Source organism: Chryseobacterium sp. FR048, assembly GCF_056844665.1.
Map to the genome: position 1 here is coordinate 1 of NZ_JBXDSE010000004.1, position 25776 is coordinate 25776.

Annotated in this window: 12 protein-coding genes; 5 read left to right on the plus strand and 7 right to left on the minus strand. The window is 41.5% G+C overall.

The window, feature by feature from the left end:
• Positions 1-455: 455 nt before the first annotated feature.
• A complete protein-coding gene (locus tag AC106K_RS12585) occupies positions 456-827 on the minus strand; it encodes a jacalin-like lectin (RefSeq protein WP_482445743.1) in 372 nt (123 codons plus the stop codon).
• Positions 828-1167: 340 nt separating this feature from the next.
• Here AC106K_RS12585 and AC106K_RS12590 point away from each other — a divergent pair, with 340 nt between their 5' ends.
• A complete protein-coding gene (locus AC106K_RS12590) occupies positions 1168-2106 on the plus strand; it encodes an NAD-dependent epimerase/dehydratase family protein (protein WP_482445745.1) in 939 nt (312 codons plus the stop codon).
• A gap of 47 nt (positions 2107-2153) precedes the next feature.
• Complete coding sequence (locus AC106K_RS12595) at positions 2154-3065, plus strand: helix-turn-helix domain-containing protein (protein ID WP_482445747.1); 912 nt, start codon at positions 2154-2156, stop codon at positions 3063-3065.
• 329 nt (positions 3066-3394) lie between these two features.
• Here the strand turns inward: AC106K_RS12595 and AC106K_RS12600 are convergent, their stop codons facing one another.
• From AC106K_RS12600 to AC106K_RS12610, 3 genes are all read right to left on the minus strand, one after another.
• Entirely contained in the window at positions 3395-4351 is a 957-nt protein-coding gene (locus tag AC106K_RS12600) for a serine hydrolase domain-containing protein (RefSeq protein ID WP_482445749.1), read from the minus strand.
• Between the two features lie 204 nt (positions 4352-4555).
• Positions 4556-5701 carry a helix-turn-helix domain-containing protein gene (locus AC106K_RS12605; RefSeq protein ID WP_482445751.1) on the minus strand — a complete coding sequence of 382 codons (1146 nt, stop codon included), beginning with the start codon at positions 5699-5701 and terminating at the stop codon, positions 4556-4558.
• Positions 5702-5866: 165 nt separating this feature from the next.
• On the minus strand, positions 5867-6865 hold the full coding sequence (locus AC106K_RS12610) for a helix-turn-helix transcriptional regulator (protein ID WP_482445753.1): 999 nt from the start codon (positions 6863-6865) through the stop codon (positions 5867-5869).
• A gap of 181 nt (positions 6866-7046) precedes the next feature.
• Between AC106K_RS12610 and AC106K_RS12615 the strand changes: the two genes are divergently transcribed.
• From AC106K_RS12615 to AC106K_RS12625, 3 genes are all read left to right on the plus strand, one after another.
• Positions 7047-7868 (plus strand): siderophore-interacting protein, encoded by an 822-nt coding sequence (locus AC106K_RS12615; RefSeq protein WP_482445755.1) that lies wholly within the window; start codon positions 7047-7049, stop codon positions 7866-7868.
• A 13-nt stretch (positions 7869-7881) separates the two neighbouring features.
• The gene (locus tag AC106K_RS12620; RefSeq protein WP_482445757.1) at positions 7882-8628 is read left to right on the plus strand and encodes a DUF6796 family protein; all 747 of its coding nucleotides are present in this window, start codon (positions 7882-7884) and stop codon (positions 8626-8628) included.
• A 186-nt stretch (positions 8629-8814) separates the two neighbouring features.
• Entirely contained in the window at positions 8815-9675 is an 861-nt protein-coding gene (locus AC106K_RS12625; protein ID WP_482445759.1) for a DUF4240 domain-containing protein, read from the plus strand.
• 103 nt (positions 9676-9778) lie between these two features.
• Here the strand turns inward: AC106K_RS12625 and AC106K_RS12630 are convergent, their stop codons facing one another.
• From AC106K_RS12630 to AC106K_RS12640, 3 genes are read right to left on the minus strand one after another with little or no spacing between them, the layout of a single operon-like run.
• On the minus strand, positions 9779-20680 hold the full coding sequence (locus AC106K_RS12630; protein ID WP_482445760.1) for a LysM peptidoglycan-binding domain-containing protein: 10902 nt from the start codon (positions 20678-20680) through the stop codon (positions 9779-9781).
• 20 nt (positions 20681-20700) lie between these two features.
• Positions 20701-22044, minus strand: a complete 1344-nt coding sequence (locus AC106K_RS12635; protein ID WP_482445762.1) for an exonuclease/endonuclease/phosphatase family protein — start codon at positions 22042-22044, stop codon at positions 20701-20703.
• A gap of 33 nt (positions 22045-22077) precedes the next feature.
• Complete coding sequence (locus AC106K_RS12640) at positions 22078-25749, minus strand: hypothetical protein (RefSeq protein WP_482445764.1); 3672 nt, start codon at positions 25747-25749, stop codon at positions 22078-22080.
• Positions 25750-25776 lie beyond the last annotated feature (27 nt).

A 25776-nucleotide genomic window follows, 5' to 3' on the forward strand; every position in this document is an offset into this window, starting at 1 on the left:
CCAGGGTTCTGTGCGGAAAGTATGAAAGGTTGGAAATCACAAAGGCGCAAGTTCTTTTACATACAAAGTGTTGGAAGACGCAAGGATTTTATCTTCGATAAAATTGTATACCGCTGAATATTGCTACGGACGCGGTATGCTGTAAACTAGTCTATAGAATCTTCGCCGTGGTAAAAAGAAATGAACTTTTTGTTAATTTAACAAGATATAATTTGCATATGTCTTAGAATACACGAATAAATTTGAAGTTGCCTTAGAATGCACGAATAAAAGAGAATGAAAAACACATAATTCTACTATCAATGTGATATGCTGTAAACTCGTCTATAGAACGTTCGTTGTTGTAAAAAGAGACGAACCTTTTGTCAATTTAACAAGATAAATTTGCATAGGTCTTAGAATAAACAAATATTTTATTCGTGCATTCGTGGCAATTAATTTTCTTCCGGATCAGATCAGTTGGTTTCGATAAGAAAATTTAAGCGGTCCACATATTTTCCGCTTTGACCGGTAATGGCAATTAACTTTCCGTCAATTGTACTTTCGTCACCACCTCTTCCACCTCCTGAAATACTGCGGTTTTTGTTGGTCGTGAATTTAATATAATCGATGTATTTTCCGGCTCTGTAGTCAATTCTGTCAATGTACTCATCATCTTCCAGAATTAGAGTTCCGTCGTTGTCACCACCACCTCCGCCATGAGAGGTACCATTGATGATGATCTGGTCTACATATTTCCCGGCATGAAGCCCGATGGATTGAACGGTAGACATGTCAAAGAGAGAACCTCCGTCTCCTCCGATAGATTTAATGGTGTAATGATTCATGATTGTTATTTTGTTAAATGGTTAATTTCCTACTCATATGGCTTTTCGGTTTTCGCCTCGTTTTTTTAGTGATTGCAGATCTTCACTGTCAAAAAGCTTTTGATACCACAAAGATAATGATGGCGTGAAAGCAGGAGAAGAAGGAGAATACCCGTTTTGAAAAACACGTATTTGCACTTGTTGCAGGTGATTTCAATAGAAGTTATACCCTTTGGAATAAAAGCCAGGAACCCATCTTTTTTCCTAAACAGAGATTCTGTTACAACTTCCCTTAATTGAGCTACTCAGATGATCCGTATTCTTCTGAACTTTGCCCTGTCAATAATTAAAATAAAATGATATGCAAACGATATTAGGAGCCAATGGGCAGATTGGTGAAGAGTTGGCAAGAGAATTAAAAAGAAACTTTACCTCAGATATTCGCATTGTCAGCAGAGCAGCAAAAAAAGTAAATGATACAGATGAAGTCTTTTCAGCAGATCTTTCTATTCGTGAGAAAGCTATTGAAGCTGTAAAGGGGAGTGAAATTGCCTATTTTACATTAGGTCTTCCAATGAGTTCTGATCTCTGGGAAGAACAGTTTCCTCTTATCCTTCGAAATGTGATAGATGCCTGTAAGATCAATGGAACAAAGCTTGTCTTCTTTGATAATACCTATATGTATCCTCAGGACGACCGGGTTTTGACTGAAAATACTCCATTTGCTCCGGTAGGCAGAAAAGGAAAAGTCCGAAAAGAAATGGCAGAAATGGTCCTGAAGGAAATACAGTCCGGAGCATTGGAAGCCGTTATCTGCCGCGCTCCTGAATTCTATGGTCCCGGAAAAACACAGAGCATTACCAATACATTGGTTTTTAACAATATCAAAGAAGATAAAAAGCTGAAAGTACCATTGAGAACTGATAAAAAAAGAAGCTTAATCTGGACTCCTGATGCCAGCCGGGCCACTGCACTCATTGGAAATACGCCGGATGCTTACGGACAGACCTGGCACCTGCCGGTAGACAAAAGCCATCCAACCTACCGGGAATTTATCAGAACAGCCTCTGGTGTTTACGACAGGGATCTGAACTATTCTGCTGTTCCCAAATTTGTTTTTAAATTGGGTGCTTTATTCAACAAAAAACTAAAAGAACTTCTGGAACTGCTTCCAAGATATGAGCATGATAATATATTCGATGATTCGAAGTTCAGAAACCGATTTCCTGAGTTTCAGGTAACGACTTATAAGCAGGGAATTAGCCAGATCAAAAATGAACAGCTTTCAGGAAAACAATAAAAACTGTATCTTAGAATGTGTTCAAAATATATAATTCAGAAAATCATATGAAAACGCCAGAGAAAGTTTCGTCAATCAGCGTACTGCATCAGTTTTTAGGATTGAAAAAGCCTTCCAATCCGTTGATCAGCGTATTTAATTTTGATGATGTAAAACTACAGCAGGACACGATTCTCAGTACGTTAATAACCGATTTTTATGTAGTAGCACTCAAAAAAGACTGTGCCGGAGGAAAATGCAAATATGGGCAGCAGTACTATGATTTTGATGAAGGCATTATGTACTTTACCGCTCCCCATCAGGTGCTGCAGTTTGAAGATATACTTCTGAACGGCGTAAAAGGTTTTGTTTTGGTTGTACATCCTGATTTTCTGCATGGGTATCCTTTAGCTTCGAAGGTTAAAGACTATGGTTTTTTCTCTTATGCCACCAACGAAGCCCTTCATCTTTCCGAAAAAGAAGAAAAGTCTGTGATGGATATTATAGACAATATAGAACAGGAGATAGATGCCAATATGGATTCTTTCACTCAGGATCTTTTGATTTCGAACCTTGATCTTTTACTGAAATACAGCGATCGCTTTTATAACCGCCAGTTTTTAACCAGAAAAAAAGTGAATAATGATCTGCTTTCAAGGCTGGAAAACCTGCTTGATGATTATTTTAAAAATGATCAGCTGGTCCTCAGTGGTATTCCTACCGTTCATTTTGTTGCAGAACAGCTGAACCTGAGTGCCAATTATCTGAGCGATATGCTTCGGATTCAGACGGGGCAGACAACTCAGCAGCATATTCAGAACAGGCTGATCGAAAAGGCAAAAGAGCTACTGTCTACTACCGAAATGTCAGTCTCTGAAATTGCTTACCAGCTGGGCTTTGAACATCCACAATCTTTCCACCGTCTGTTTAAGAACCGCACTTCTTTCTCACCTCTGGAATTCAGAGCTTCGTTTAATTGATTTTCTACGGAATGACCCTGTTTATTTATTTCATTTAATGATTGAATGTTCCATACTATGCAATATAGAAACTCAGCAATTTTCAAAAACTTAAGTGAACTTCTTATACGAAAATAGTGTAAACTTAAAAGACTTAAGTGTTTAATAACTTTTGTGACTTCTGACTTAAAGAAGACATCAAAGATATTCAGAGATTCTGTTACAACTTTCCTTGATTAAGCTACATCATATGATCCCTTTCTTCCGAACTTTGTGATACAAAACAACAAGAATATGAGTCCTTTGAAAATACTGATCATGGTGACCAATGTCAGTCTGTACGCCAGTGGTCATTTCAAAACCGGATTATGGCTGAGTGAGCTCACCCACATTTTATCTTTCAAAATGTTTTGAATGGCATCTGAAATTTCAAATAATTTTCCGTGATAGTTATTTCCCAGCAGAATAATGGTCAGGTTTTTATTCAGATCAGAAACAAGAAGGGCTTCATAGCTTCCGGCTCTTCCGTCGTGTATATGTTCGGTTAATTTTTTGTTTTTAAATTTTGCCAATCCCAGCGAAGATTGGGTTTCTGGAAGATCGAATTGTTGGCCTAACTCAAATAATAAATTGGCATTAATTACTTTATTAGCGTGCAGGCAGTCTGACCATTTCAACAAATCACGAGCAGTAAGATAAGTTCCGCCCGTTATGGGTAAATCAGCTTTGTCTGCTATTAAATCTTTATTGAATCCTTTGGCTATATTTTTTTCATTCTCAAAAGGAGTCATCACAGAAGAAGTCATTTTACAGGGCTTAAAAATGTATTTTTCTGCATACATTTTAAATGGCATTCCGGTCAGCCTTTCAACAATAAACTGGCGCAGGAAGATATTATTGTTGTTGTAATCATAATGAGTGCCAGGTTTGAAATCAAGCGAATCCACAAGTTGTAATCCTTCAAAAAGGTCTTTATCATTTTTGATTTTTTTCCAGTTTACATTAGGAATACCACTGGTGTACTGTAACAGGTCTTTTATTTTTACCTCATGGGCCCATTGAGGAAGCTCCGGGATATACCGGGAAACTTTATCTTCGAATTTCAACTTACCCTGTTCCTGCAATTGGGCCAAAGCAACAGCGCTGAATTCTTTAGTGATAGAACCTATATTAAAACGGTAATCAGCCGTTAGTTTTTCCGTTTTTGCAGCATCTGCAAAGCCAAACGAAGCATTGTAGAGGATGATATTCTTTTGTACAACCAAAACATTACCATTAAAATCTCCGCTTTCACCTGATCTTTTCATGAGTGAATCAATCTGATGTATTTTCTTTGACTGGGCAAAAGAATGATTGGTCAGAAGTAATAGGAATGTGAAAATGAAGGCCAGTTGTTTTTAATGGGGCATGTTCGATGTTTTGTTGGTCTTAGGAATTAGTTTTTTACCACGGTCAGGTTATGCTGATACAGCGATTTTTATTTTGTCATAAAAATACAAATTTAAATCCGTTTACAATGTTTTGCTTTGTAGTGAGTTGCGATATTCGGTTGGTGTGTTTCCTGTATGTTTTTTAAATGCAGTATTAAAAGAAGATTTTGAATTAAAGCCTACCTCATACAGAATTTCAAGAATGGTCACCTTATTTTTTGTAGAATCCTTCAGAATATCCTTAGCATATTCGATCCGATAAATATTCACAAAATCATAAAAGTGCTGCCCCAATTGATGGTTGATAAGAACAGATAAATCCCGGACCGGAATTTCCACTTCTTTAGCAATATCCTGTATGGTTAAAGAAGGATTAAGAAAAGGTTTTTCTTCCATCATAAACTTCTTCAGCTTTAAGAGCTCTTCATGGTACTTATTTTCATCTGAAACTTCATCATTAGTGTTTTTTTCCTCAGAAATAATCGTGGAAACAAGCTTTAATGTTGAATCAATATTTCTAAAAAGTTCAGGATGATTCAATGCTTTGTACAAATACCAGCAGACAATGAACAGGTAAAATACCAGCCCCCCGATTTTTATCCATTCAGAGATGTATGGATAATCAGAAAATTTGAAAATATTCTTTACAAAAGCAATCGTATATAAAACAGTCAGTACCACTGTAAACTGAAACAACCAATGATAGGAATTGAGATGAGTTCCGGCATTATTTTCCAGGTATATATTTTTCGCTTTTCTCAGCAGCAGAAATATCGCCACAAAATATGCAATGACCTGAATATGGAAAAGAATATGAGTGATCTGCAACTCTATCATATTCTGTCGATTGGTGAGAAAATCAATCTTAGATGCCAGATCTACGCTATAAAAACGAGGCAGTAAAATAGCATTCACAACTAAAAACGGAAGCAGATGGAGGAAATATTTTGGCCTGAGTTTAAAATCAGAATAGCAAACAGAGAGTACATACAGATAGAACACGGGAATTTGTAGAAAAGCAAGAGTATTTCTCAGCATTCCCAGATTTGAGGGGCCGTCAGAATTTGAATTCAATAATGGAGTAGCGGCATCTATTGCGGTGAGAATGAGAAAAGTGGCAAAAAGACGATTGCTTATTTTATGTTCCGTTTTCAAGGTAAGTAAAAAGAATACAAGGAAAGTTGAAATGAACAACGAAATGATCGTTATGATATTTAATAAATCCATTTTATCCATGCATTATTCTTTTTGTTTAGCCTTTGAATCCAGGTTATTTTTTTGTAAATATAATTATTTTAAAAGATTTTGTAATAGATTGATAAGAGGTTGATTCTTAGTTAAATTGGTGTTTTTTTGAAAAAATATTCCTCTGAAATAGAGTTGTTGTCTGGATTAATGACTTACTCCATTCATCTTTTTAAGCTGACTTGGAATGATATGATATTTCCTCTTGAATGCTGCTGAGAAATGTCTCGGATTTTTATAGCCGACGAGTTCAGATATTTCATTGATATTTAAATCTCCTTCAAGAAGCATTTTCTTTGCCTGTTCCATCTTGGTATCGCTCCAGAAATTGAAAACTGTAGTTCCGAAAAGCTCTTTAAAGCCCTTTTTTAAAGTAAATTCATTGGTACCTACCTGATGCGCCAGATCGATCAGTGAGCAGTTTTGGTTGAGGTTATTGACGATAAAATCCCGAACAGCATATATTTTCTCTTCATCTTTTCTGAGAAGTGATGAGGTTGAAGACGTTTCTTTGACGAGCTGTTCAAGCTGTAACAGAAGAAGTTCAGCTACTTTCGCCTCGAGATAAATCCTTTTAAAGGTCCCTTTTCTATCACAATTTATAATATCGCTGAGAATCTGGTACATCTCCAGGCTGATCCTGCTGTGATCTGGATTGATGAGAGAAGAATGCCGTTTGTCAATAGCATTTCTGAAAACATTGAAAAGTTCAGAATCTTCAGGAAGAAATCTCTTAAAAAAATCAGGAGCCAGGTTGATTTCCAGAATCTGCATGCCAGGTCCGTCAAATTCCATTTGTCCGCACATCTGGTGGGCATAAATAATATTGTGCTGATGGCTCTCAAAGCTTACCTTATCACCGAAATTCTCAGATACCGCCGAACTTTTCCCCTTTAATGTAAAATGCATCTCGACACTTTCAATGTCAGCTTCAAAATAAAGTGATAGGCTGTTTTCTAAAGCAATATTTCCGAAACCAATATGAATATTCTCAAAACAGATTTCATGATAAAATCCATTTCCAAAAGGAGGTTTCAGATAGGTTGTACTCTCTTTGATCCCGCCATCATTCAAAAAATAGACATGAGGATAGTCTCTTTCGACGATCGTCCTTCCCATCTTTTTATCGTAGAGTCGTAATGTCATTGTTGCTTTCTTTAGTGAGTATTCTCCCTTTTGCGGACTTTTTATTCCCTCTTGCGTACCTGCATGCGTTGCTTTACCTGTTACTTTTGCACAAATATAATAATTATTTAGAATGGTTCTTAATAGTGAATTCGATTTAATTATACAAAGCAAAACAAGAACTAACAGAAAAGGATACATTATGAAAAATTTTAAGACCATAGAAGGGGAATTTACAGTGACCAGAAAAGAATACATTACCCCGCATTATATCAGAATCTTTTTTACCGGTGAAAAAGTTCCGTTAATTGCTAATACGACGGTAGGAGTCAACAATAAAATTCTCGTTCCGCCCAAAGGAGTTGACAAAATTTATTTTCCCGAGTTTGATTATGAAAAGATGCAGTGGAAACCTCAGCCGGAAGATATTCGTCCTATTGTAAGAACCTATACTCACCGGGGAATTGACCTTACCAAAAATGAGATCTGGATCGATTTTGTGGCACATGGAGACGAAGGACCTGCTTCCGCATGGGCACTCAATGCAAAAAAAGGAGATTTGCTGGGCATTCTAATGAAAGACGGCAAAACAGAATTATATGCTAAAGCTGATCATTACTTTTTAGTTGCCGATGCAACGGGAATTCCGGTAATTGCTTCAATTCTGGAAGATTTACCCCCATCAGCAAAAGGCATCTGCATCCTTGAAGTGGATAGTAAAATTGATGAACAGGAACTACAAACTCTGGCAGATATAAGATTCATCTGGATTCATAATGAAAACCCTCAAAAAGGCAGCCGCCTGGCAGAAGTTGTCAGACAACAGGTACTGCCGGAAAAATCACGATCAGGATATGTAGCCGCAGAATTCTCTTCCGTTAAAGAGATCCGAAATTACCTCCGTAAAGAAAAACAGTGGAAACAGGAAGAATTATATGCGTATTCCTATTGGAAATCCGGAGTTGCTGAAGATAAGTCGGCGATGGCAAGACATGAAGAGAATGCAGAATTAGAAACAAAATAAACGAGGGTGAAATATGAAATATTCAAGTAAAATAAACTGGTCTTTTGCTGCCGCAATAGCAGTGTCTATATGTTGGATCATTGGTGATATTTTTGTCGCCGGATTCGATCCGAACCCAGCAGATTATCCGTTGTTTTCAAAAACGTATGCAGATCAGGTCAATGTAGAATTTGCCACTTTAATGCTGGAAGGATCTACTCCGGGACTGATGTTCGGTGCTTTGATAGGGGCACTCACGGGGCCATTGCTGCTTCCTGCAACCTGGTTGGTATACCGTTTTTTTAAAGATACCCAAAAATGGTATGCCATTTCCGTCTACTGGATCTTGCTGGCTGGGGCAGTGCTCTCTCCTTTAGGTCATGCCGGATTCTTTTACGTAGGAGAAATCTATAAAGCAGTCTATCACACAGATCCTGTCTCACATCCTTACCTTTTAGAAACAGGAAGAGAATTTATGAAAATGCTGAACATAGCCTGGGGTGCCGCAATTGGAGTGTTGGCGATCGGCTGGATTTCATTTGCGGTCTGTATTATTTTAAATAAAACCCTGCTCCCAAGGTGGGTGGCCTTGCTCACACCTTTCGTTCTGACCTTACTGATCATTCCTGTGAAAGGCCTTTTACCACTTCCTTATTCAGGATGGGTGGGAGGAGCCATATTCAATATTGCTTATCTGGTATTTTTCAGTTCACTGCTCTTCTTTTTCAGGAAAAGGCCGATTGTAGAGGAAACATCGCATGAAGAAGGAAAAATAATTTAATTAAAACGTTAAGGCTTTAAATCATTCATACAACCAGGCTGCTTCTGATATTTGGAGGCTACCTGGCTGTATGCATTTCAAGGAAATAAAAAAATCGAGGAGATAAAAACGTGTAAAGTACGGGCAAATCCTTTATTTTTTGTAGCTTAATTGGCTCGGAAGAGAACATCACATTTTACAGACTTTATGAAAAGAAATTTTATTAATCAAAACGAACTTGCAGATAAATTTTGGAATATAGACTATTCAGGAACCACACAAAAAATAGTATTCGGGAAGATCGGAACAAAAGGCCGTGAAGCCATCAAAGAATTTGCCGATGAAGCTACATGCATAAAAGAGTCTGAGAAGCTCATCAGCCAAAAGATAAAAAAAGGATATTCCGAAATGTCAGAAAATGCTGAAATTCCTCAGAAAAAAGAGCTTTCCGGGAATGAAAAAGCAGAAATTTATTTCTGGGAGGCCATCGAAAAATCCAATAGATTCAAAAAAGCCCACTGGAGCGAATACGATATAGATGAGCATCTCGAAAACCTAACGATTCATCTCTCCAAATTCGGAAAAGAAAGGCTCATTCTTTTTGAAAAGACCCTTCAGGAGAAACTGAGCGAGCTGTATACCGCAGAAATTGCTGAACTTTCCATTATTCTTGAATGTGAATTCAAAGCTGAAAACGGAAACTATGTTTTCAATGATTATCTTTCTGATGATGGATTCATTTATTTCAGATGCTGGCTTTTGCTGAAAGGTAAAGAGTTCTTTGAAGACATTACAAAAGATATTCAGTCATTTGTAAGCGGAAAATACAGCTTCAATATCGGCGATTGCTGGGCAGAGGAACTTTTGTATGTTTCGGACGAAGCCTATTCCGAAAATTATGAGAATACCGATGAATCAGAAATAAGAGATGCCGTTGATGAATTGTACCCGGACAATCATTATGACAGTATGAACCGGAAGATGAACCGTGAACCTAAAGGAGGTGCTGACCTACAGAAGATGTACCCAAAACTGGTACAGGAAATCGGCGAGCTGAGAAGTTCATAAGATCAGATTTACATTTTGAAATCATAATATCCGGAAATTTTTGCATAAAAAAAGGAGACCTCTATTCAATAAGGTCTCCTTAAATATTGAGCATTATCTATTATTATGCATTCATATCTGTAATGTTCTTATAGTACAATACCACATCCTGAAGCTCTATCAATGGCAGTTTGCTTTCACTGAGGGAGGAGAAAACGGCTATGTCGATCTGGAACCAGGCATCCTTACTGACAGGGTTATGTTGTTTATACCATGTTTTAAGGGTATTGGCCAGACGGCAGACAAACGGATCAGAATCGCTAAAGGCAGGCTGGCATCCTCCTGCAGGTATCTGATAATCGGCAGGAATCTCGAATGTAAAAGGGGCAGCCAGCAGTACCGGTAATTCTATGGCAGGCATTATATCGTCTGATACAGCCAGCAGTGGATAGTTCCATGATACGCTGAGTTTCATCAATTGCTCTTTCAGTTTATCGTCGGTAAAGAAAGCATTGAAGAAATTAGCCAGCTGCTGTGCTAAAGGCAGATTGAGACCTGCATCATTGTTAATTCGGGCAATGTCAAAAGTATTATCATTGCTGAGGAGCGGGATCAGCTTATTGGAGAACCTTACCAATGGGGTACGGTAGATAAAATCACCAACCGTTGGATTGTAAGGCACAAGATCTTCATTACGGATAACGGACAGCCCAGCCCATGCATATTGGAATTCTAATACATTCAGGGCATCTACGTTGACGGTGCGGGATGGGATATTGAAAGAATCTTCCCATGACAGATAAGTCTTGTCAGCTGCCTGATACCAATACGAATTAGGAATAGGATTTCCATTCTTGTCTGTGGCATTCACTTTTGTATACTGATCAATGGTTACATAAGGTGTTTGTGGAAGCTCTACTGCCATTACATCCTTAGTGCCCCGGTACAACAACAGGTCATCAGCAGGCATATCCAAAGCAGGTACAATGCTTACCATCAGACGGTTATTGAAATCAATGTCATCGGTCTGCCGGATAATGAAGTCATAAGCACGGTAAGTAGCATTACCATAAGGATTGCCGAATAACAGGCTATTGAACTGGCTCCAGGCAATGGCCAGATTATTGGTCAAAACTACCATGGTCTGTAAGGCAGAATAAGCATTGGCAAGATTAGGATCGTTGCTGTCTGACTTAGCTGTGATAAGCTTCAGATAACGGTTGAAATCATCTAATACCTGTGGCCATACAGTGACAAACTGGGCCAGATCACTGAATAGATCACGGGAAGGTGCGGCCAGCCTGCTTGCAGAAGGATTGGGAATCATGTTAAACTCAATATCAGAGAATATCTTGTCCTGTGCTGCCTGGTCTTCAGTATAAGAATAAGTAAAGTTCCATTCAGATGCTTTGGCCAGACGTGTTTTAGTAGTATCACCTTCTACAGATACCCCTTTGCCGGTCTGAGTGGTCAGTGTAGGTGGAGTAGGATAGTTGCGCAGAACAACCGGGATCTCTACATTACCCAAACTTTGCTGTAACGATGCGGCAACAGATGCAGTCTTAAGATTTTTTTTGCTATTGCTGCTGACGTCGGCTGGGATGATGAAAGTCAGCCAGTTAGACCCTTTGTAACCGTTGATGCCTGTTACCTCACTGATGTCGCATTCCACATGAGTGACTACATAGGTCATGTCCAGATCTACGCTAGTAAATTCTTTTGCATTTTTGGTGGTAAAGCTGAAGGTAAGGAAGGAATCCGTATCGGTTGCTCCTTTTTCATTCAGCTGTATTTTGGAGGTGGAGATGCTGTATTCTTTTGCACTTCCATCCGCTTGGTTATTGATTACCGGGGTACCATACAGGCGAGGCGGGGTTTTATAGTTGCCGGATGCTACAAAGTCAGATTCTGCAGTTACTTCAAACTGTACCAGAGCATTTACAGTGTAGGCGTTGCCTAATTGGTTGAGTAATTGTTGTTTAAATTTTTCTTTAGCATTGCCAAGACTGGTGTTTTCTCCCAAAACAGGTGAAACATAAGGCGCTGTGAGTATAGGCTCTACTTCAGAGGAGATTACTCCAGCCAGAGTGGTCTTGGCATTGGTGATCGCTTGAAGAAAGGAAGTAGCATCAATGCCCTCTGCTGTCAGCCATATTTTTTCTTCATCTGATTTCAACTGGTCTACAAGGAAAGCAGGTATTGCATAGTCTGCACTTAGGAATACATCGATGGCATTGAGAGATTGTGCGCCCCAGGTATCCATATCGATACCGGTGAAAGTCTTCACTTCCCCTTTGCTGCAATCCAGACCCTGACCTGTCACATAGCTGCATACAGGGACATCACTTTTGGAAACAAGACTTGTAGCCAATGGTTTAGGTGCATAGAATACAGCATTGAGCAAACTATAAGTATAAATACTGATGCGATATTGGGTAAACTGCGCTGCTGTCAACTGTTGCTGCAAGGCAGTGTCGAATAGGTCTCTGCTGTCATACAGACTACCTGTCAAACTATTGAGAGCTGTGGTAACATCGGCTGGAACACCGTTTGCTGTAAGTTGTGCAATAGAATCAGCAGTCAGCTGATAAGTTCCCGCCTGGTTTACCTGCCAGTAAATACCCTGACCGGATTTTAGGCCCATACGTACTACAAATACAGCCTGGTTATTAGAACCACCTGCCGTTGCTGAATTGGTACCAATGGCAATCTTCAGCTCATAGTTACCAGAGCTTAAGAAAGCGGCTTCAAACAACGCAGCAAATTCATTCAGACTATATTGTGGATCATTCCCGGATTCTGTTGTAGACATTGTTTTAGGCTTCACCTGTGTAAGAGCGCGGGTCACCAGAGCACTGTCTTTAAAATCAGTATTCACATACTGCAAATCTCTGTAAAAATCAAGATTTACAGTCAGTTGTAATATAGAACGGGTATCTATATCTGCTACATCAATCGGATGGGTGAGTGGGGCCATTACCGGAGCAGTTCCCTGATTACCTTGGCTGCGTGCTGATAGATAAATATAAATATCTTTTACAAAGTGCAGCAACTGATCAAACTGATCACCAGACAGGTCGACGGCTTTATCAGGAGTAAGAGAGGTACTGAGCATAACAGTCAGTGTATTCTTACCATCTGCCGGATTAAGCTGAGTCAGCTGGTAATAGATATTGGTATAAGTAAGCAAATCATTGGCAGCATTCTGTTTCCAGTCTTGCTGTTGATCTGGCGGTACATCAGGCAGCTCATTATAGCGCTGAATATTGAAGTTGAATTCCAGCTTGAGTTCCGGCTGCATGTTGGTACCCAGGTCAAACAAATAGCTCAGTTCAACACTTGGCCATTTACCCAATCCTTTCAGTTCATCTATATATCCTATCTGTATTGGAGGATTATTTATCGGAGTATCAGCATCCAGCTGTGGATCGCTGAACGGAGTAACGGTTATATTACCATAATAATCTACCCAGTCAAAATGGACCTGTACCATATGCCCTATACCACGATAAGGATTATCTGTTTCCTGTGGATAGCCCTCAGGATAGTTCATGGACGGATTCTGTCTGGCAAATTTAGAAATTGGTACAACCTGATTATAATACCAGATCAGATCATCCTGATTGTTACTGTTGTCTGTTTTTCCTAATACATCATCCTGTGTCTGCGGTTTGGCTGGTCCAGCAGGTAAACCTACAACACTTTTCGTAAACCAATCGTTTTCTACGATATTATAGCTGAGTAGGTTGTACATATTGTTGAGGTAGACTTCCGCATAATCAGGATCTGTTACTTTAGGCTGTTTGTCAGGATCAGGGTTGGGATTTGTTCGGTTGAGGTCAAAGCCGGCAGTACCTTGCTGTATGGCCGCTACTTTGTGCAGGATCTGATCATTGATAATAAGGGTAGTTGGGTTCGCAAAAATGTTTACCACATCTCTTGCAGCCCAGGCTATGGCTGCCATATCTATAAAATAATAGGCAGCAATGGTTTCAAATGTAAGACCTGCTTTACCATTGGTACTGATCGTATATTGCACCGTTGGTAATATTACAAGTTGCCAGATAGGAAGATTGTTCCAGTCACCGATATTCGGGTTGAGTTGCTGAATGGCTGCTGCATCCACATCATAATAGGCTGCAATAGATGCCAGAGTATTACCAGGGCCATTGGTTCCCACTTCACATACAAGTCCATTAAAGCTGATAACAGGTATCGGGTACTTCACAGGATCATTGATGTCGGCTTTGGTATTGAGAGACAGTTTTTTATTCAGTTCTACCAATTCAGCAGGCAATATATTGAAGCGGGCAGTAATGGTATCGATAGTTTTATCCGGTGTGCTCACAGTATATGAAAGGCCTTTCTGCATTTCACTTTGTGCATATACTACACAGGAAGTAGCATCAATTTTATCACCTGTTACCGCACAGGTCATATAATCGGTAGGTTTATTGTCATACTGGCTGCTGTATGTAACCAGCAAGCGTACATTGGCTGTATCTCCTTTTCCGAATACACTGGAAGGGAAACCTGTATTACTTTCAGTTTCGTTATACATGAGATAATAGCCTCCGGAACGGGTAATACTGCACTCCCATAGTAAACGGATGAAATCATAGATACTGTTCAGTACACCCGTAGTAGGTGCTGATGCTGCAGTTTCTTTTACTAACATTTTCAGAGCGGAGGTATCAGGATTGGTTTCGGTAGAGAGGTTGGCCTGTACGATGAATGTTTTCATATGTTCCATTCCCACAGACAACAATCCGTCCGAACCTTCATACAGCCATTGTATATCGACTATCTTATCCCTGTTATTGCCTGTAGATTTCGGATCGAGTGCCAGTAATAATCTTTGCAGAATGGTAGCACCTGCTTCACCTGCACCCAGGAGCTCATAGCTGTAAGCGTTTACCGGAGCCGTAGAATCGGTATCGAGAAGTTTTATTTCTATATCGACCATGGTACTCCATCCGTAGGAAGAAGATGGTCTGTAATCCATCACGCCCTTAGCGGCATCGTATTGCCCTATCTGGATGCTGAATGCTGAACCTTGCTCTTTGGGCAGTGCCAGTTGATTGAGCAGACCTGAAGGGAACTGCCAGATAAGCAGTGAGGCATTACCCGTGTCTTCCGATGATCCATAAGGCAGCTGCGGAACTCCGGAGGTCTGCCATTGCGTAGTAGTCTGGAAGGTGTATTGTACCGGCTGAAGATTGAAAGGCTGCATAGGGGTGAGTTCCAGTACATCAGGTTTTATACCTGTTTTCTGTGCATAGGTAAGTAAGCGGTCGATCTGGTTAAGATCTTCAGAAGCTAGTTTTATATCGAGTATATTACCGCCTTCTTCCTGCATCGTTTTTCCGTTGAACTGCAGCCAGTTTAAGGAATTATTGATAAGCTGTATAGAAAAATCAGAAGGTATTGTTGCTGGCAGAGCAAATTCCTGTCCTGTAAGTGCATATAGGGCACAATTGGTACCGGAACAACCGGAATCTGCTGAAAGTGTAAGACCTGGCAGAGTAGTAGGAAGGCGCATACCATGTAACTGGTAACGTGATACCATACCTGATAACTGTCCATAAGAATTATTATCGCTAAAATATTCCAGAATGCTGCCTACGGTAAGGTATTGTAACCCAGGGATATTAGCATTCGTATATTTTTCTCCATTGTAGAAGAAATTGTTTTGTTGCTGGTTGGCATAGTTGGTTGCCAGCAGGGCAGCTGTAGTATTGTATTGTTGTGCTAAAGAATCCAGCGTGTCAGCCTGAGCTACATCAGTGAAGGTAGCGGTAGTATGGATAAATGGTTGTATCAGTACCTGACCCAGCGGTTGAACCTGTTGCCCCTGTACCTGCGCATTATCTGCGAGATTCTGAGGGGAAACTGTGGTATCTGTTAATATTGAAATAGCTTTTGCCATGCTGGTAAGTGTGTCGCCTGGTACAATGGTGTATTTAGTGTTATTGTACTCGAAGCTGTTACCTGCAATGAATAAGTCTGGTGTTATCTGATTTTGCATCAGTAGAGCACTTACGTTGAGATTCTTATACACATCAGTACCGATACTCTTGAAGGTATCCTCATTCTTAGCAGTATAGATGGCTGCACCAATGATCAGCCAGCTGCCTGCCGTAAGGACTGCCGTATTCTGGAAGTTGGTGTCAGCAGCGAGGTCACTTACCGTCGTTTTTAATCCGGTAGCTATTGCATTGATGGTATCAGTAGCCTGTACATGATAAGAATTACCTTTATAAGTAATGGTTTGTGGTACCAGCAATCCCGGAACTTCTGCGTTCTCAGTGATCAGCATGGTTGCTGTAATAGCGTATATAGCAGCAACAAAAGTGAAAGTATCGCTTTCCACAATATCATATAATATCCCTGTAATCACTACCGGGGTATTGCCAGTCAATGGATGAGTCCGGTTAGCCGTTGCGATGTCCTGTACATTGACCTTGTTGCCTGTTCCGTCTACAGTAATGCCATTGGCCCAGTTGACCATGGATGATAAACTGTTGCCATTGCTGAGACGATAGGTGAAATTATCCATAGCATCGGAGGCATAGCCTGCCAATTGTTTACCCAGAAGCACAAAATAATCTTCAAAAACAAAAGTAGACATACTCCATTGCTGCGTATCGAACGCCATTGCCAGTTTGTTTGCAGATGCTGTTTCCTGCTGTACCTGTACGGCCAGCTCGTTGAACCATTTTTTCACCGCGGCCAAATACTCCTGTGTGGCCATATTATAACGATTGAACTGGATGTCCAGCGCTATATCAGGCACCTTCAGTTCGAGATCAAAAAACATAGGGAAGATCGCTGCTGAAGCCAGGTTGTCTTGGAGTAACTGTATATTTACTGCTTTGAAGCTGTTTTGCAGGAAGCTGAGCAGATTATCGGTTGGGATAGGAAAAGGAGTGTTTTCGTTGGACAGGAAGTTGATTAATGCATCAAAATCCGCTTTTGAAATTCCCTCCGTATCTACTTCTTCACGACCCGATTGTGATGGAGTATGATCAATATAATTAAGAATCAGCCAACGGAAGAAATCAGAGCATAAATATTCAAAAGAGGTGGTCGTTCCATTACCATTACCAGATGGATCAGGTGCATCGATGAACAGGGTGGCCACATATTGGGCGGTCTGATCATTCAGGTTGCTGTTTTCAGGTCCTGCAACAGTTAAATGAGGTACAAAATACAGATTCAATGCAGGCAAGTCGTCCGAAGAAGTTGCCTTCAGTATCGAGCTGTAGTTTATAGAGAGATTGGGTGAACGGCGTATTACCATCAGGTCATTCACCGTTTCTCCTGCTGTTTCAAATGTATCTATTGCAGCGAAAGAAACAGGTTTGGCGCCATCAAGCGGTGTCGCTTTACGGGCAGGAGCAATACGTACTTTAGCCGCAGGTGTGGATAGGCGGGCCGCAGTGTGAGGGGCTCCAAGATTGTTGTTCCAAGGTGCTTTAGCTGTTTGGTCTGTACCAATGGTAAGATCAAAGCGGATTTTGGCAGTAAAGGTAAAATGGATGGTAATGGAGAAGAAGCCCAGATTCAGTTTAGCAGAAACTCTGACGTCCACTGAAGCTACAATTGCCAATGGGATTTTCTTATAGGCTTCAAAAATGGCCTGTGCATATACCATAACAGTAATATTGACACTGGCGGAGATAATTCCGAAGTCTATTGAACCATATAATTTACCAATAATTCCAATGGTGCCTTGAAGGTAGTAATAATAGGAAGTTTCTACCTGCTCTTTATTGCTTTCCTGTAATGTGCCGATATAAGGATAATAAGCGGCAATCACCCCTTCAATAATCCCGAACATGGTAATGCTGAACCCGGCGCTGAGTATACCGTAGTTTACACTATAGCCTACCCCTACCTGCAAACCGATGCCAAATACAATCACCGGATTGAAGTTTCCATAATTGGTTTTGGGAACTTTATTGGTGGTAGCACTGCTCAGTTTACCGAAATAGATACCCCCTGAGCCCATAGCAGGTATGCCCGGAGGAACAATAGCCTGTACAGTGAATGAGCGTGAGAAATCCATATTATAAGGGAAACCGATGTCTACCATAAAATCTCCATTGGTGTAGATTTCGATCCCAATAGAAGGCAAGGTGATATTGACAGCTCCAAACTGCAGGTAGCGCAATACATTAGGCAGGGTCAGGTCTATCTGATAGACTCCGATAGAGTCCGAGATCTTTTTATACATGATCTCAAAATCGAGACCTTCAAATATCTTGGCTTTGCCGCCTGCCATAGCAATACGCAGACCGTAGAGATTCGGATCATTAAATACCACCTGCATATCGAGAGTCCATACCGGTTTCTCTTTGGTGCCTGCATTCAGGATACCAAAATTGGTAGCGATAAGCCAGTTGCTGTCTTCGTTGAATTTCAGCAGGGCATTACCTGAACCTGGTCCTATAGGCACAGTGCCAGGTTTAGGTTCGATAAAAGCTTCCTGCATGGCTTTGGTAACTTCTTTGATCGAATTGTATTGGGCTGGATTGGCCAGTTCTACATGTTGACCCATTGCCAGCAGACGCAGATCGAAATATTGGGTTCCTTGTCCCGGAACCTCCGGCATTTTCTGAATATCCTGTCCGCCACTGGCTGGTTTGAACAGGTTGCTGTCGTTGATAGAAGGTACAACAGAGTTCCCGTCGAAGGTAATGAATACCCCTTTCTGCGTTTTGGTAAGGTTGATGCCGTTGATATTGATGAATACCAGATTAAGCGTTTTAGGCAGTTTATAGGTAACTTTAATGTCTTTAGTATCCAGGTTGTAAGTAACAGAGAAGCCGTCCAGACTTATTTTGTTGAGTATATCCCATGGAGCATCAAGCTCAAAGGTCGGGTTGAACAGCATTTTCATGAAGGATGTAATCAAACCGCCCAGTGTCCAGTTCTTGATGGAGAAAACAATCACCCTGCTTTGTCCGCTTACATCATACATCGCGGTAAAACCTTCCCAGGTAATGGCGAGCTGCTGATTATTTTCGGAGAAATTATAGCTGATGCCAACAGTGGCATTGAAATATTCTAATGTTACAATACCTAAAACGCCGCCGGAGTATTTTCCAGTGACTGAATCATTGCTTGCTGCTTCATATTTCAACCAGAGATTGGCAATGATGTTGATTTTCTGATCGATAATAGGGAAGGTGAATATCCATTGCAAGCCTCCTTTTACTTCATAGCTGCTTTCCCCTTTTCCACTGGGTATCGTAGCATTCAGTGAAAACTGTGTAATATTTAAACTGTCAGGGAGGAAGCTGGTGGGAAGACTGATAGTCTGGAACAATTGCTGGAGAAGTTCACCCAGATTTAAACTACTGCCTTCAGGCATTGCCAGACTTAAGTCCCATCCGTCTGATGAACTGTAATTTACATCCGTATTAAGCTGTAGCTGGCCAATAGCAAATAACCCTGATACCTGTGCTGTAAAAAGGCTTGGACCTGTTCCGCTTGTAGGAGAAGAAGAGGTAAGGCGCAAAGTACCGTCAGTTACCGAAACATTCGTGATAAAATTGAGATCGATGTTGGCATTCGCATAAAACTCATAGTACTTGCTGTTGATGTCCATATTGATCCCAAAAGCGGTAAACTCAACCAAAAGCAGACTTTCCGGAATGGTAATAGCCCCTCCAGTAATTGTGGATAATAAATTGTTGAACGTGACAGATCCGGTAAAGGCTGCGGAAAGGACCAGATCAGAAGTGATTTCTACATCAAAACCACCCACAAAAAGGGTAGGGAAGAAATTGACCCTGGCACTGAAATATAAACTTTGAGAATTGGTAGTACCCGGGCCAATAATGACCCAGTTTACATTGAACTGTTCAATGACAAAATTATCAAAGAGTGTCCATGCACCATTTGATCCGACGTATGCTGATACACTGGTAATGCTCAGCCCATTGCTGAAATCCAGGCAGGTATTAAATCCTTTAAATGCAATACTGTTCAGGTATTGCTGTAAAGTAGGGGGAATATTCTGAAACCAGTTCTGTCCGGCCATCAGTCCAAACAGATTGAGTGGGGTGAGCGGCTTCTGAGGATCACTTGCTACATTCAGGGTAAAGAAAGAAGATCCTGATTCAACGGCAGCGCTGAAATTTAATACAATAGCATCACCTGCAGCCAGTAATAACCGGAAGTAGAGAATGGGGGTCTGTACTTTTTCCGTTTCTGCTGCTATGATCATAAGGTCACCATCTGCTTCTTCCTTCAGGTACAATGAATCTTCGTCATCATCGGGATCTACTGTTTCTTCTTCTGTTTTGATCTGAAATCCAATGCCAGGGTTGCTGACTTTCAGGAAGCCCAGTGATATAAGGGTGGCATCAATATTCACAAAAAGATCCAGTTCCGGATAAACAATGTCTTCGTTGTTAACCTGAGAGGGATCGATACTTCCCACAAGAGCCAGTTTTGTAGAGGTTGTCCAGGAAGTAAAAAAATCAACAACGGGCTGAAGCCATTGGGTTAGTGTAATAAGAGCTGCAAAGTTCTGTCCTTTTGTTAAGGTTATATTTTTTTGCTGCCATTTGAAAGCAGTTACTTCCTGGGTGCTGAAAACAAAAGAAGGGGAAGTATAAGGAAGGTTGTCAAACACACCGCCGGTCATGTAGGGCCAGCTGGTTGCAAATACCCAGTTGGAGAGATTGATCTGTATGGTAAATTGAACCTCATCCTCATTATTTGCTGTAACGGTCAACGTGACAGAAGTATTGGTCTTTTCTACACCAAGTATCGCAGCGGTTGCCTTAGAGATCGTTAATGTATTCCCCACAGGTTCAGGAATGGAAGTTCCTGAAATATTGATCAACAGATACGAATCAGCAGGCAGCTTATAACTTTTGGATAGCAGATCGTTCAATCCGGCAGGAGAGATCAGATCAGAATCTGTAAAAGAAGCTGCATTAATGGTGATATTGTTATTATTGGCCGCTGCCTGGCTCCTGAACGTAGCAGCTAATTTGGATAAGCTCATGATAATAAAATGCTATTCGGTTAAACATCTACAATTAACCCCATATGGTCACTGGTGCTTTTGATCCTTCGGTAATTGTTCCAACCTGCAAAGGTGGTAAGAGCTCCTATACTGCCTGGAGGAAAACCGCCATGTCCGTTCGGTGGATTCGGCTGTGGTGGAAGCGGTAATGCAGACGGCAGACCCAAAGCGTTTAAAGCCATGGCCGAATTGTAGGCCAGACTGCCGGACGGAACTCCCGCTATCTGAGGATTATCTAAGTTGTATGGGGTACCGGTTACTCTGTTTACAATCGTAATATTGGTTGCGGGGCCAACTGCTGTTCCCCCTCCATATCGGGTCAACACATTATCTATACTTGAGAAAGTATTCTGAATCACGATGTCATAGCCAGGGTATCCGCTTGTATTCCATGGTTTTGCATTTTTGTGCGATTTCAGCATAGTACATACATAGCCTTTATTGGGCCATGCATTGGCGGTCGGGTTGATCTGACGGGTATATCCTGCAGCTCCCAGCAGATTGTTGTAGGCAATCGGTTCAAAATGGGTATTAAATAGATCTACATTAAAATCCCCAACTATTACCCCGACTTCATTGGCGGCGAGGTTTGTTGTCATTTCCAGAATATGGGAAAGCTGATTGGTGCCATCTGCAGCCTGCTGCTTTTTGGGTGAAGCATGAAAAGCCAGTAATTTGATGGTTTTTCCGACTACAGGGTCCCAGAATGTGGTTAAAAATGGAGTTCTGTTAAACGCATTGGGAAAACCCAGTACAGGGGCTGCACCGCCAATTGGAGGTCCATGAAACAGCCACTGGCCTGCCAGTTTACGGTAAGGAACGTTCGGGTTGATCAAATTATTTCCGCCAGGAGTATTACCTGGTGGCAAGGTATTATTCCAGGGATATGCATAATTGGCCAGATTCATCAGTCCGATACTCGCTACCGGATTAGAAGGATTAGCCCCACCTTGCCAGCCCCAAGGACCTGTGAACTGTACACGATAGTGATTATAAAATAAGGAAATACCTTCCTGTACACTTCCTTGTCCTAACCTTAGTGAAGGAACAAGCCGCCAATCATTGGGTGCGGGAAACCAGCTTCTTAATTGCTCCAGCAGGAAGAGGCTGCCCTCTCTGCCGCCGCCGGTTATCAGCGTACCGGGAGCTCCGGCCCCCGTAGATGTTTCTACCACCACAAAAATATCAGGTGTATTTTGAGCGAGTGTAGTTTTGATGACCTCTTTTCTGTACACTGACTTAAAGGTAGGCATACGGACGTTGTCCAAGGTCCTCTTTTTGCCAGGTTCATTTATTTTGTTGAGTCCAAACTGCTGTATATTCCAGTATAAGATGCGAGCCATGAGAGATGCGTTTTGTTATGCTTTCAGCAATGGTTATACATTTTTGTTATAAGCGGCATACCAGCCCAGACTTTTAGCTGTGGCTCCGGGATTGGGGTTACCAAACAACAGAAAATTGGTATTGCCACCTGGCGGTAGTTTCAATATTCCCAATAATTTCAGGGCAATATTAGATAAAGTAAGCAGGTAAGATTGCTGATCTACTACATATTGCAGACTGAGCTTATCTATAGTGAGCTTCAGGACTCCCTGTATGCTCAGCAGTTTAGCATTGCTTGCGGTGCCGGGCAGCTTGATCCCCACAAAGGCATTATAGCCGGGATCAACGATTTTGGAACCAGGACTCCAGGCGATGAGCAGACTGGCATTGAAACCTGCACTGCTGGCCAGTTCTCCGGGCGATCCCATATTGAGTGTCATCTGCAATCCATACCAATTGCCAGAAAGTCCTGTAGCATTGATTCCGGGTAAGGCAAGCTTTAAATAGCCCTGGTCTGATGGTGCAGACTTGTCATTGCCACTCAGTAGTTTATTGATCTGCAGAGCGAAATTGGGATAAAGACTGCCAGATCTGGCATTACTTTGTGATGAATTGAATGCAATCTGTGAAGCATCGAAACCAAAAGTAGTAACTGTTGGCGTATCGAGGTTAAATGCCATGTTTACATACAGGTTGCTATAATTGAGACCTTTTTGCCGTATGTCATTATTATTCGATGCGATCCCAAAAGAAAAAGCATCCAGCGGATAAGCGGTATCCCCTTCATTGACTGCCGGAGCGATCATTGTACCAAAATTGAGGTAACCCCACATGGTAAACCGGGATTGTATATCAAGTGCGGCAGGATCGGTAGTCAAGGTATTGAACTGTATCTTGGTAATCTCCACATTGGTCAGCAGATTGCTGTCAAAGAAGAAAAGATTATCGTCTTTATTATCAAATACATATACCGGTGTGCCATTATGATCCTGATAAGTTCCGTTCAGGACTACCGTATTCAGATTTGCCGAACCATAAGGGTTGTTGGTTCCGGTAACTTTGTCGGAGAACAGGTTGTTCATTGTCAACTGCAGCTTACTGGCAAAGTCTTTGATCGCTGTATTTTCAAACAATACCTGGAGAAACAATACTTTAAAATCATAAGTTGCTCCTGCGGTGGGCTGTACAGGTTTATTGGGGTTCAGTCCCTGTGCTATCTGTTGGGCATAAGCGGGATCTACATAGTTGATCAGTCCAAATAGCGAACTGACAGGGTCCATGGTTATAATACCGCTGGCATCTACCCGGTTGACTTCTATGCCGAAGTGATGGGCATAGAAATTCTTGAGGTTGATCCCACTGATCAATCCTTTTAACTGCTGCGGAAATTCCTTCAGGTCGATAGTGGCTTTCAGGGCCAGAATACCATTCCAGTTGGGATCATTGATGATGGTGTGGAATTTCTGATAATATTCCAGCTGCCCTGAAGCAGGATAGGCTTTTGCAAGATTGTAGGCGTCTTCTGCTTCCTGCAGATAGTCCTGTATCCAGGATGATACGGCAACCAACTGATTGTAGGCGGCGCCAGGATCTGTATTATTTTTATCAATATTAAAAGCATTGGCCTGTGTCCATTCTTTAGGATTCTTGATTCGGTCGATGATAGTGCCTTTACAAAACTTAAAGATTAAAACATTATTGTAGTCAGCGTACGTATTGTTAGCTCCCACATTCAGGTCAAACGGCCAGTCTTCAATGGACATTTTATTGTTGAATACAGGTTGGCTGCTGAAACCGCCGCCGGGTGTTTTCATCATGGAAAATAAATCGCCCAGATATTGGTTATTGGTTACCACCAAAAATTGCTGATTGGTGAGGAAAGCGCTTTGCATTTGCGGCATCAGGTTGATGAAACTGAGCTGATATTGTGGAGGGTTTGCAGGTGCTTGTCCTTTGGGATTGAGATATTCCGGATGGCCATTGTTTACCGTATTTTGAGCCAGGTTCAGCAAATCCCAGTTCCCATTGCTGTTTACATTGGCCACCAGACCTTGCGGAGTGCTGGAGGCGGTAAAGGCTGCATCTCCAGCTTTGGACAGGGTTCTCTGGGCTTTACTTTTACTTGCATTAGGTTGGGTAAAGGCAGCTGTTATCAATGCTTTTCTTTCAGCACTGAGCACTTTGGATTCAAATATACCTATATTGTCTGTACTAGGTGGTGGTACAATGCTGACACCGAGATAAGGGGTTATAGGAACTGAAAAGCTGTTGGTTTGCGGCATATCTACAGAAGGCTCGTAAAAACCGAGAAATCCGGTGATATTATTGGCGGGTGAGGCTACCCCATGATCTTTAGCGAATAAAGAAGCTCCCTGAGGCTGAGAGGAATATTGTACGTTTCCAGGTGCAGCGGCGACGATATTTGCCCATACTGTAAGGTAAGTGCTGTCGAGTACGGGTTTATCAGTTCCGGGATCTGCCAGAGATACTTTCTGGCCGGGAAAATTAGCTGCAAAGGCTGCCTGTTTTGGGGTAAAGCGTATAGTGTCGCCGGTGATGGTACCAGCATTATTTTTATAAGGTGTAAAGGTAATCACTTCTGTACCGGAGAGGCCCGGAAGTAAGCTGTATTGTCCGTTTTCATCGGCAAAGGCAGCCTGTGATGCACCGGGGTCAAGATAAAAATCCCCTTCGGGTGCCAGATAATAGGGCAGGGTGCCTGCAGCATCCTGTGGGGATATGACAAAGCGTGCACTATGTTCTGTAGGAAATAAATTATTGACCGGAGCTCCGGAATCTACCATATTCACTGCAGGCCATAGGGTAAGAGGGTACCCGGTGTTGATGGCGTAATGACTGGGCAGGCTGGCTGCTTTTGTTTTTCCGGTATTTGCATCGTAAATCTGGCCGGTAATGGCGAAATAGGTATTGAGCCCGTCTCTATTGCCCACATCGAGTAGGTCTATTTCAGTTTGAGTAAGGAGAAAATTATTGCTGTTGCCCACTTTCAGTATAGGATAGGCAAAGTAAGTAAGGTTTTCGTTGTTAGTGTTTTGGCCATCAATATAGTAATAGTTGTTCTGTAATCCATATCCTTTAAAATCGAGAGCCATATTGAGTCCCAGTAAAAAACGAAAGGAGCCCATACCCGGGCCATTAAAAGGAATCGTAATATCGCTTCTGAAAATAGAGTTGGTCCCTAATTTTTTGTTGGCAAAGCTCATATTAGGGCTATCAGATTTCCAGACAAGTTGTAGGGCATTGGGATTTTCAGTGGGCTGAAGTTTCAGCACGGTATTGTTCTGGATGGTGAGAGTTGCGAATTTGCTGCCGATCGTTACATTAAATGTTTGTCCTACCACAAAGGATGCACTGCTGCTAAATTTTGCAAAGTTGATGAGGGTTGTGTTCTTATCGGAGGGTGCCTGGTCCGGACTGCTTAGCCATGCTACCGTGAGGTAGACAGCAGTGCTTTGCCGAAATGTAAGAAGGTAAGGGCGGTAGCTGTTGATAAAGGTCTTTGCATCGGCGGGAGCTGTTTTGGCAAACAGGAAATAGACCTGTTGCTGTGTTGCCACCTGCAGGCTAATGGTAGGATCAGCATAAGAAGAGCTATCAGGTAGCAATAAAGCAGACCAGCGTTGGCCTGTCTGATTACTGATATAGAGTGCAGGGTTTCCTGAGTTTTCATTGCTGAATATTATCTCTGTTTCGGATGGTGCCATAAGAATGATTATTGGTTCTCAAAATGA

What these genes read in the sequence shown, in the direction of transcription:
- AC106K_RS12585 (WP_482445743.1), bottom strand. Translation starts at nt 827, where the DNA reads ATGAATCATTACACCATTAAATCTATCGGAGGAGACGGAGGTTCTCTC.
- AC106K_RS12605 (WP_482445751.1), bottom strand. Translation starts at nt 5,701, where the DNA reads ATGGATTTATTAAATATCATAACGATCATTTCGTTGTTCATTTCAACT.
- AC106K_RS12610 (WP_482445753.1), bottom strand. Translation starts at nt 6,865, where the DNA reads ATGACATTACGACTCTACGATAAAAAGATGGGAAGGACGATCGTCGAA.
- AC106K_RS12630 (WP_482445760.1), bottom strand. Translation starts at nt 20,680, where the DNA reads ATGAGCTTATCCAAATTAGCTGCTACGTTCAGGAGCCAGGCAGCGGCC.
- AC106K_RS12625 (WP_482445759.1), top strand. Translation starts at nt 8,815, where the DNA reads ATGAAAAGAAATTTTATTAATCAAAACGAACTTGCAGATAAATTTTGG.
- AC106K_RS12595 (WP_482445747.1), top strand. Translation starts at nt 2,154, where the DNA reads ATGAAAACGCCAGAGAAAGTTTCGTCAATCAGCGTACTGCATCAGTTT.
- AC106K_RS12640 (WP_482445764.1), bottom strand. Translation starts at nt 25,749, where the DNA reads ATGGCACCATCCGAAACAGAGATAATATTCAGCAATGAAAACTCAGGA.
- AC106K_RS12590 (WP_482445745.1), top strand. Translation starts at nt 1,168, where the DNA reads ATGCAAACGATATTAGGAGCCAATGGGCAGATTGGTGAAGAGTTGGCA.
- AC106K_RS12600 (WP_482445749.1), bottom strand. Translation starts at nt 4,351, where the DNA reads ATGAAAAGATCAGGTGAAAGCGGAGATTTTAATGGTAATGTTTTGGTT.
- AC106K_RS12635 (WP_482445762.1), bottom strand. Translation starts at nt 22,044, where the DNA reads ATGGCTCGCATCTTATACTGGAATATACAGCAGTTTGGACTCAACAAA.
- AC106K_RS12615 (WP_482445755.1), top strand. Translation starts at nt 7,047, where the DNA reads ATGAAAAATTTTAAGACCATAGAAGGGGAATTTACAGTGACCAGAAAA.
- AC106K_RS12620 (WP_482445757.1), top strand. Translation starts at nt 7,882, where the DNA reads ATGAAATATTCAAGTAAAATAAACTGGTCTTTTGCTGCCGCAATAGCA.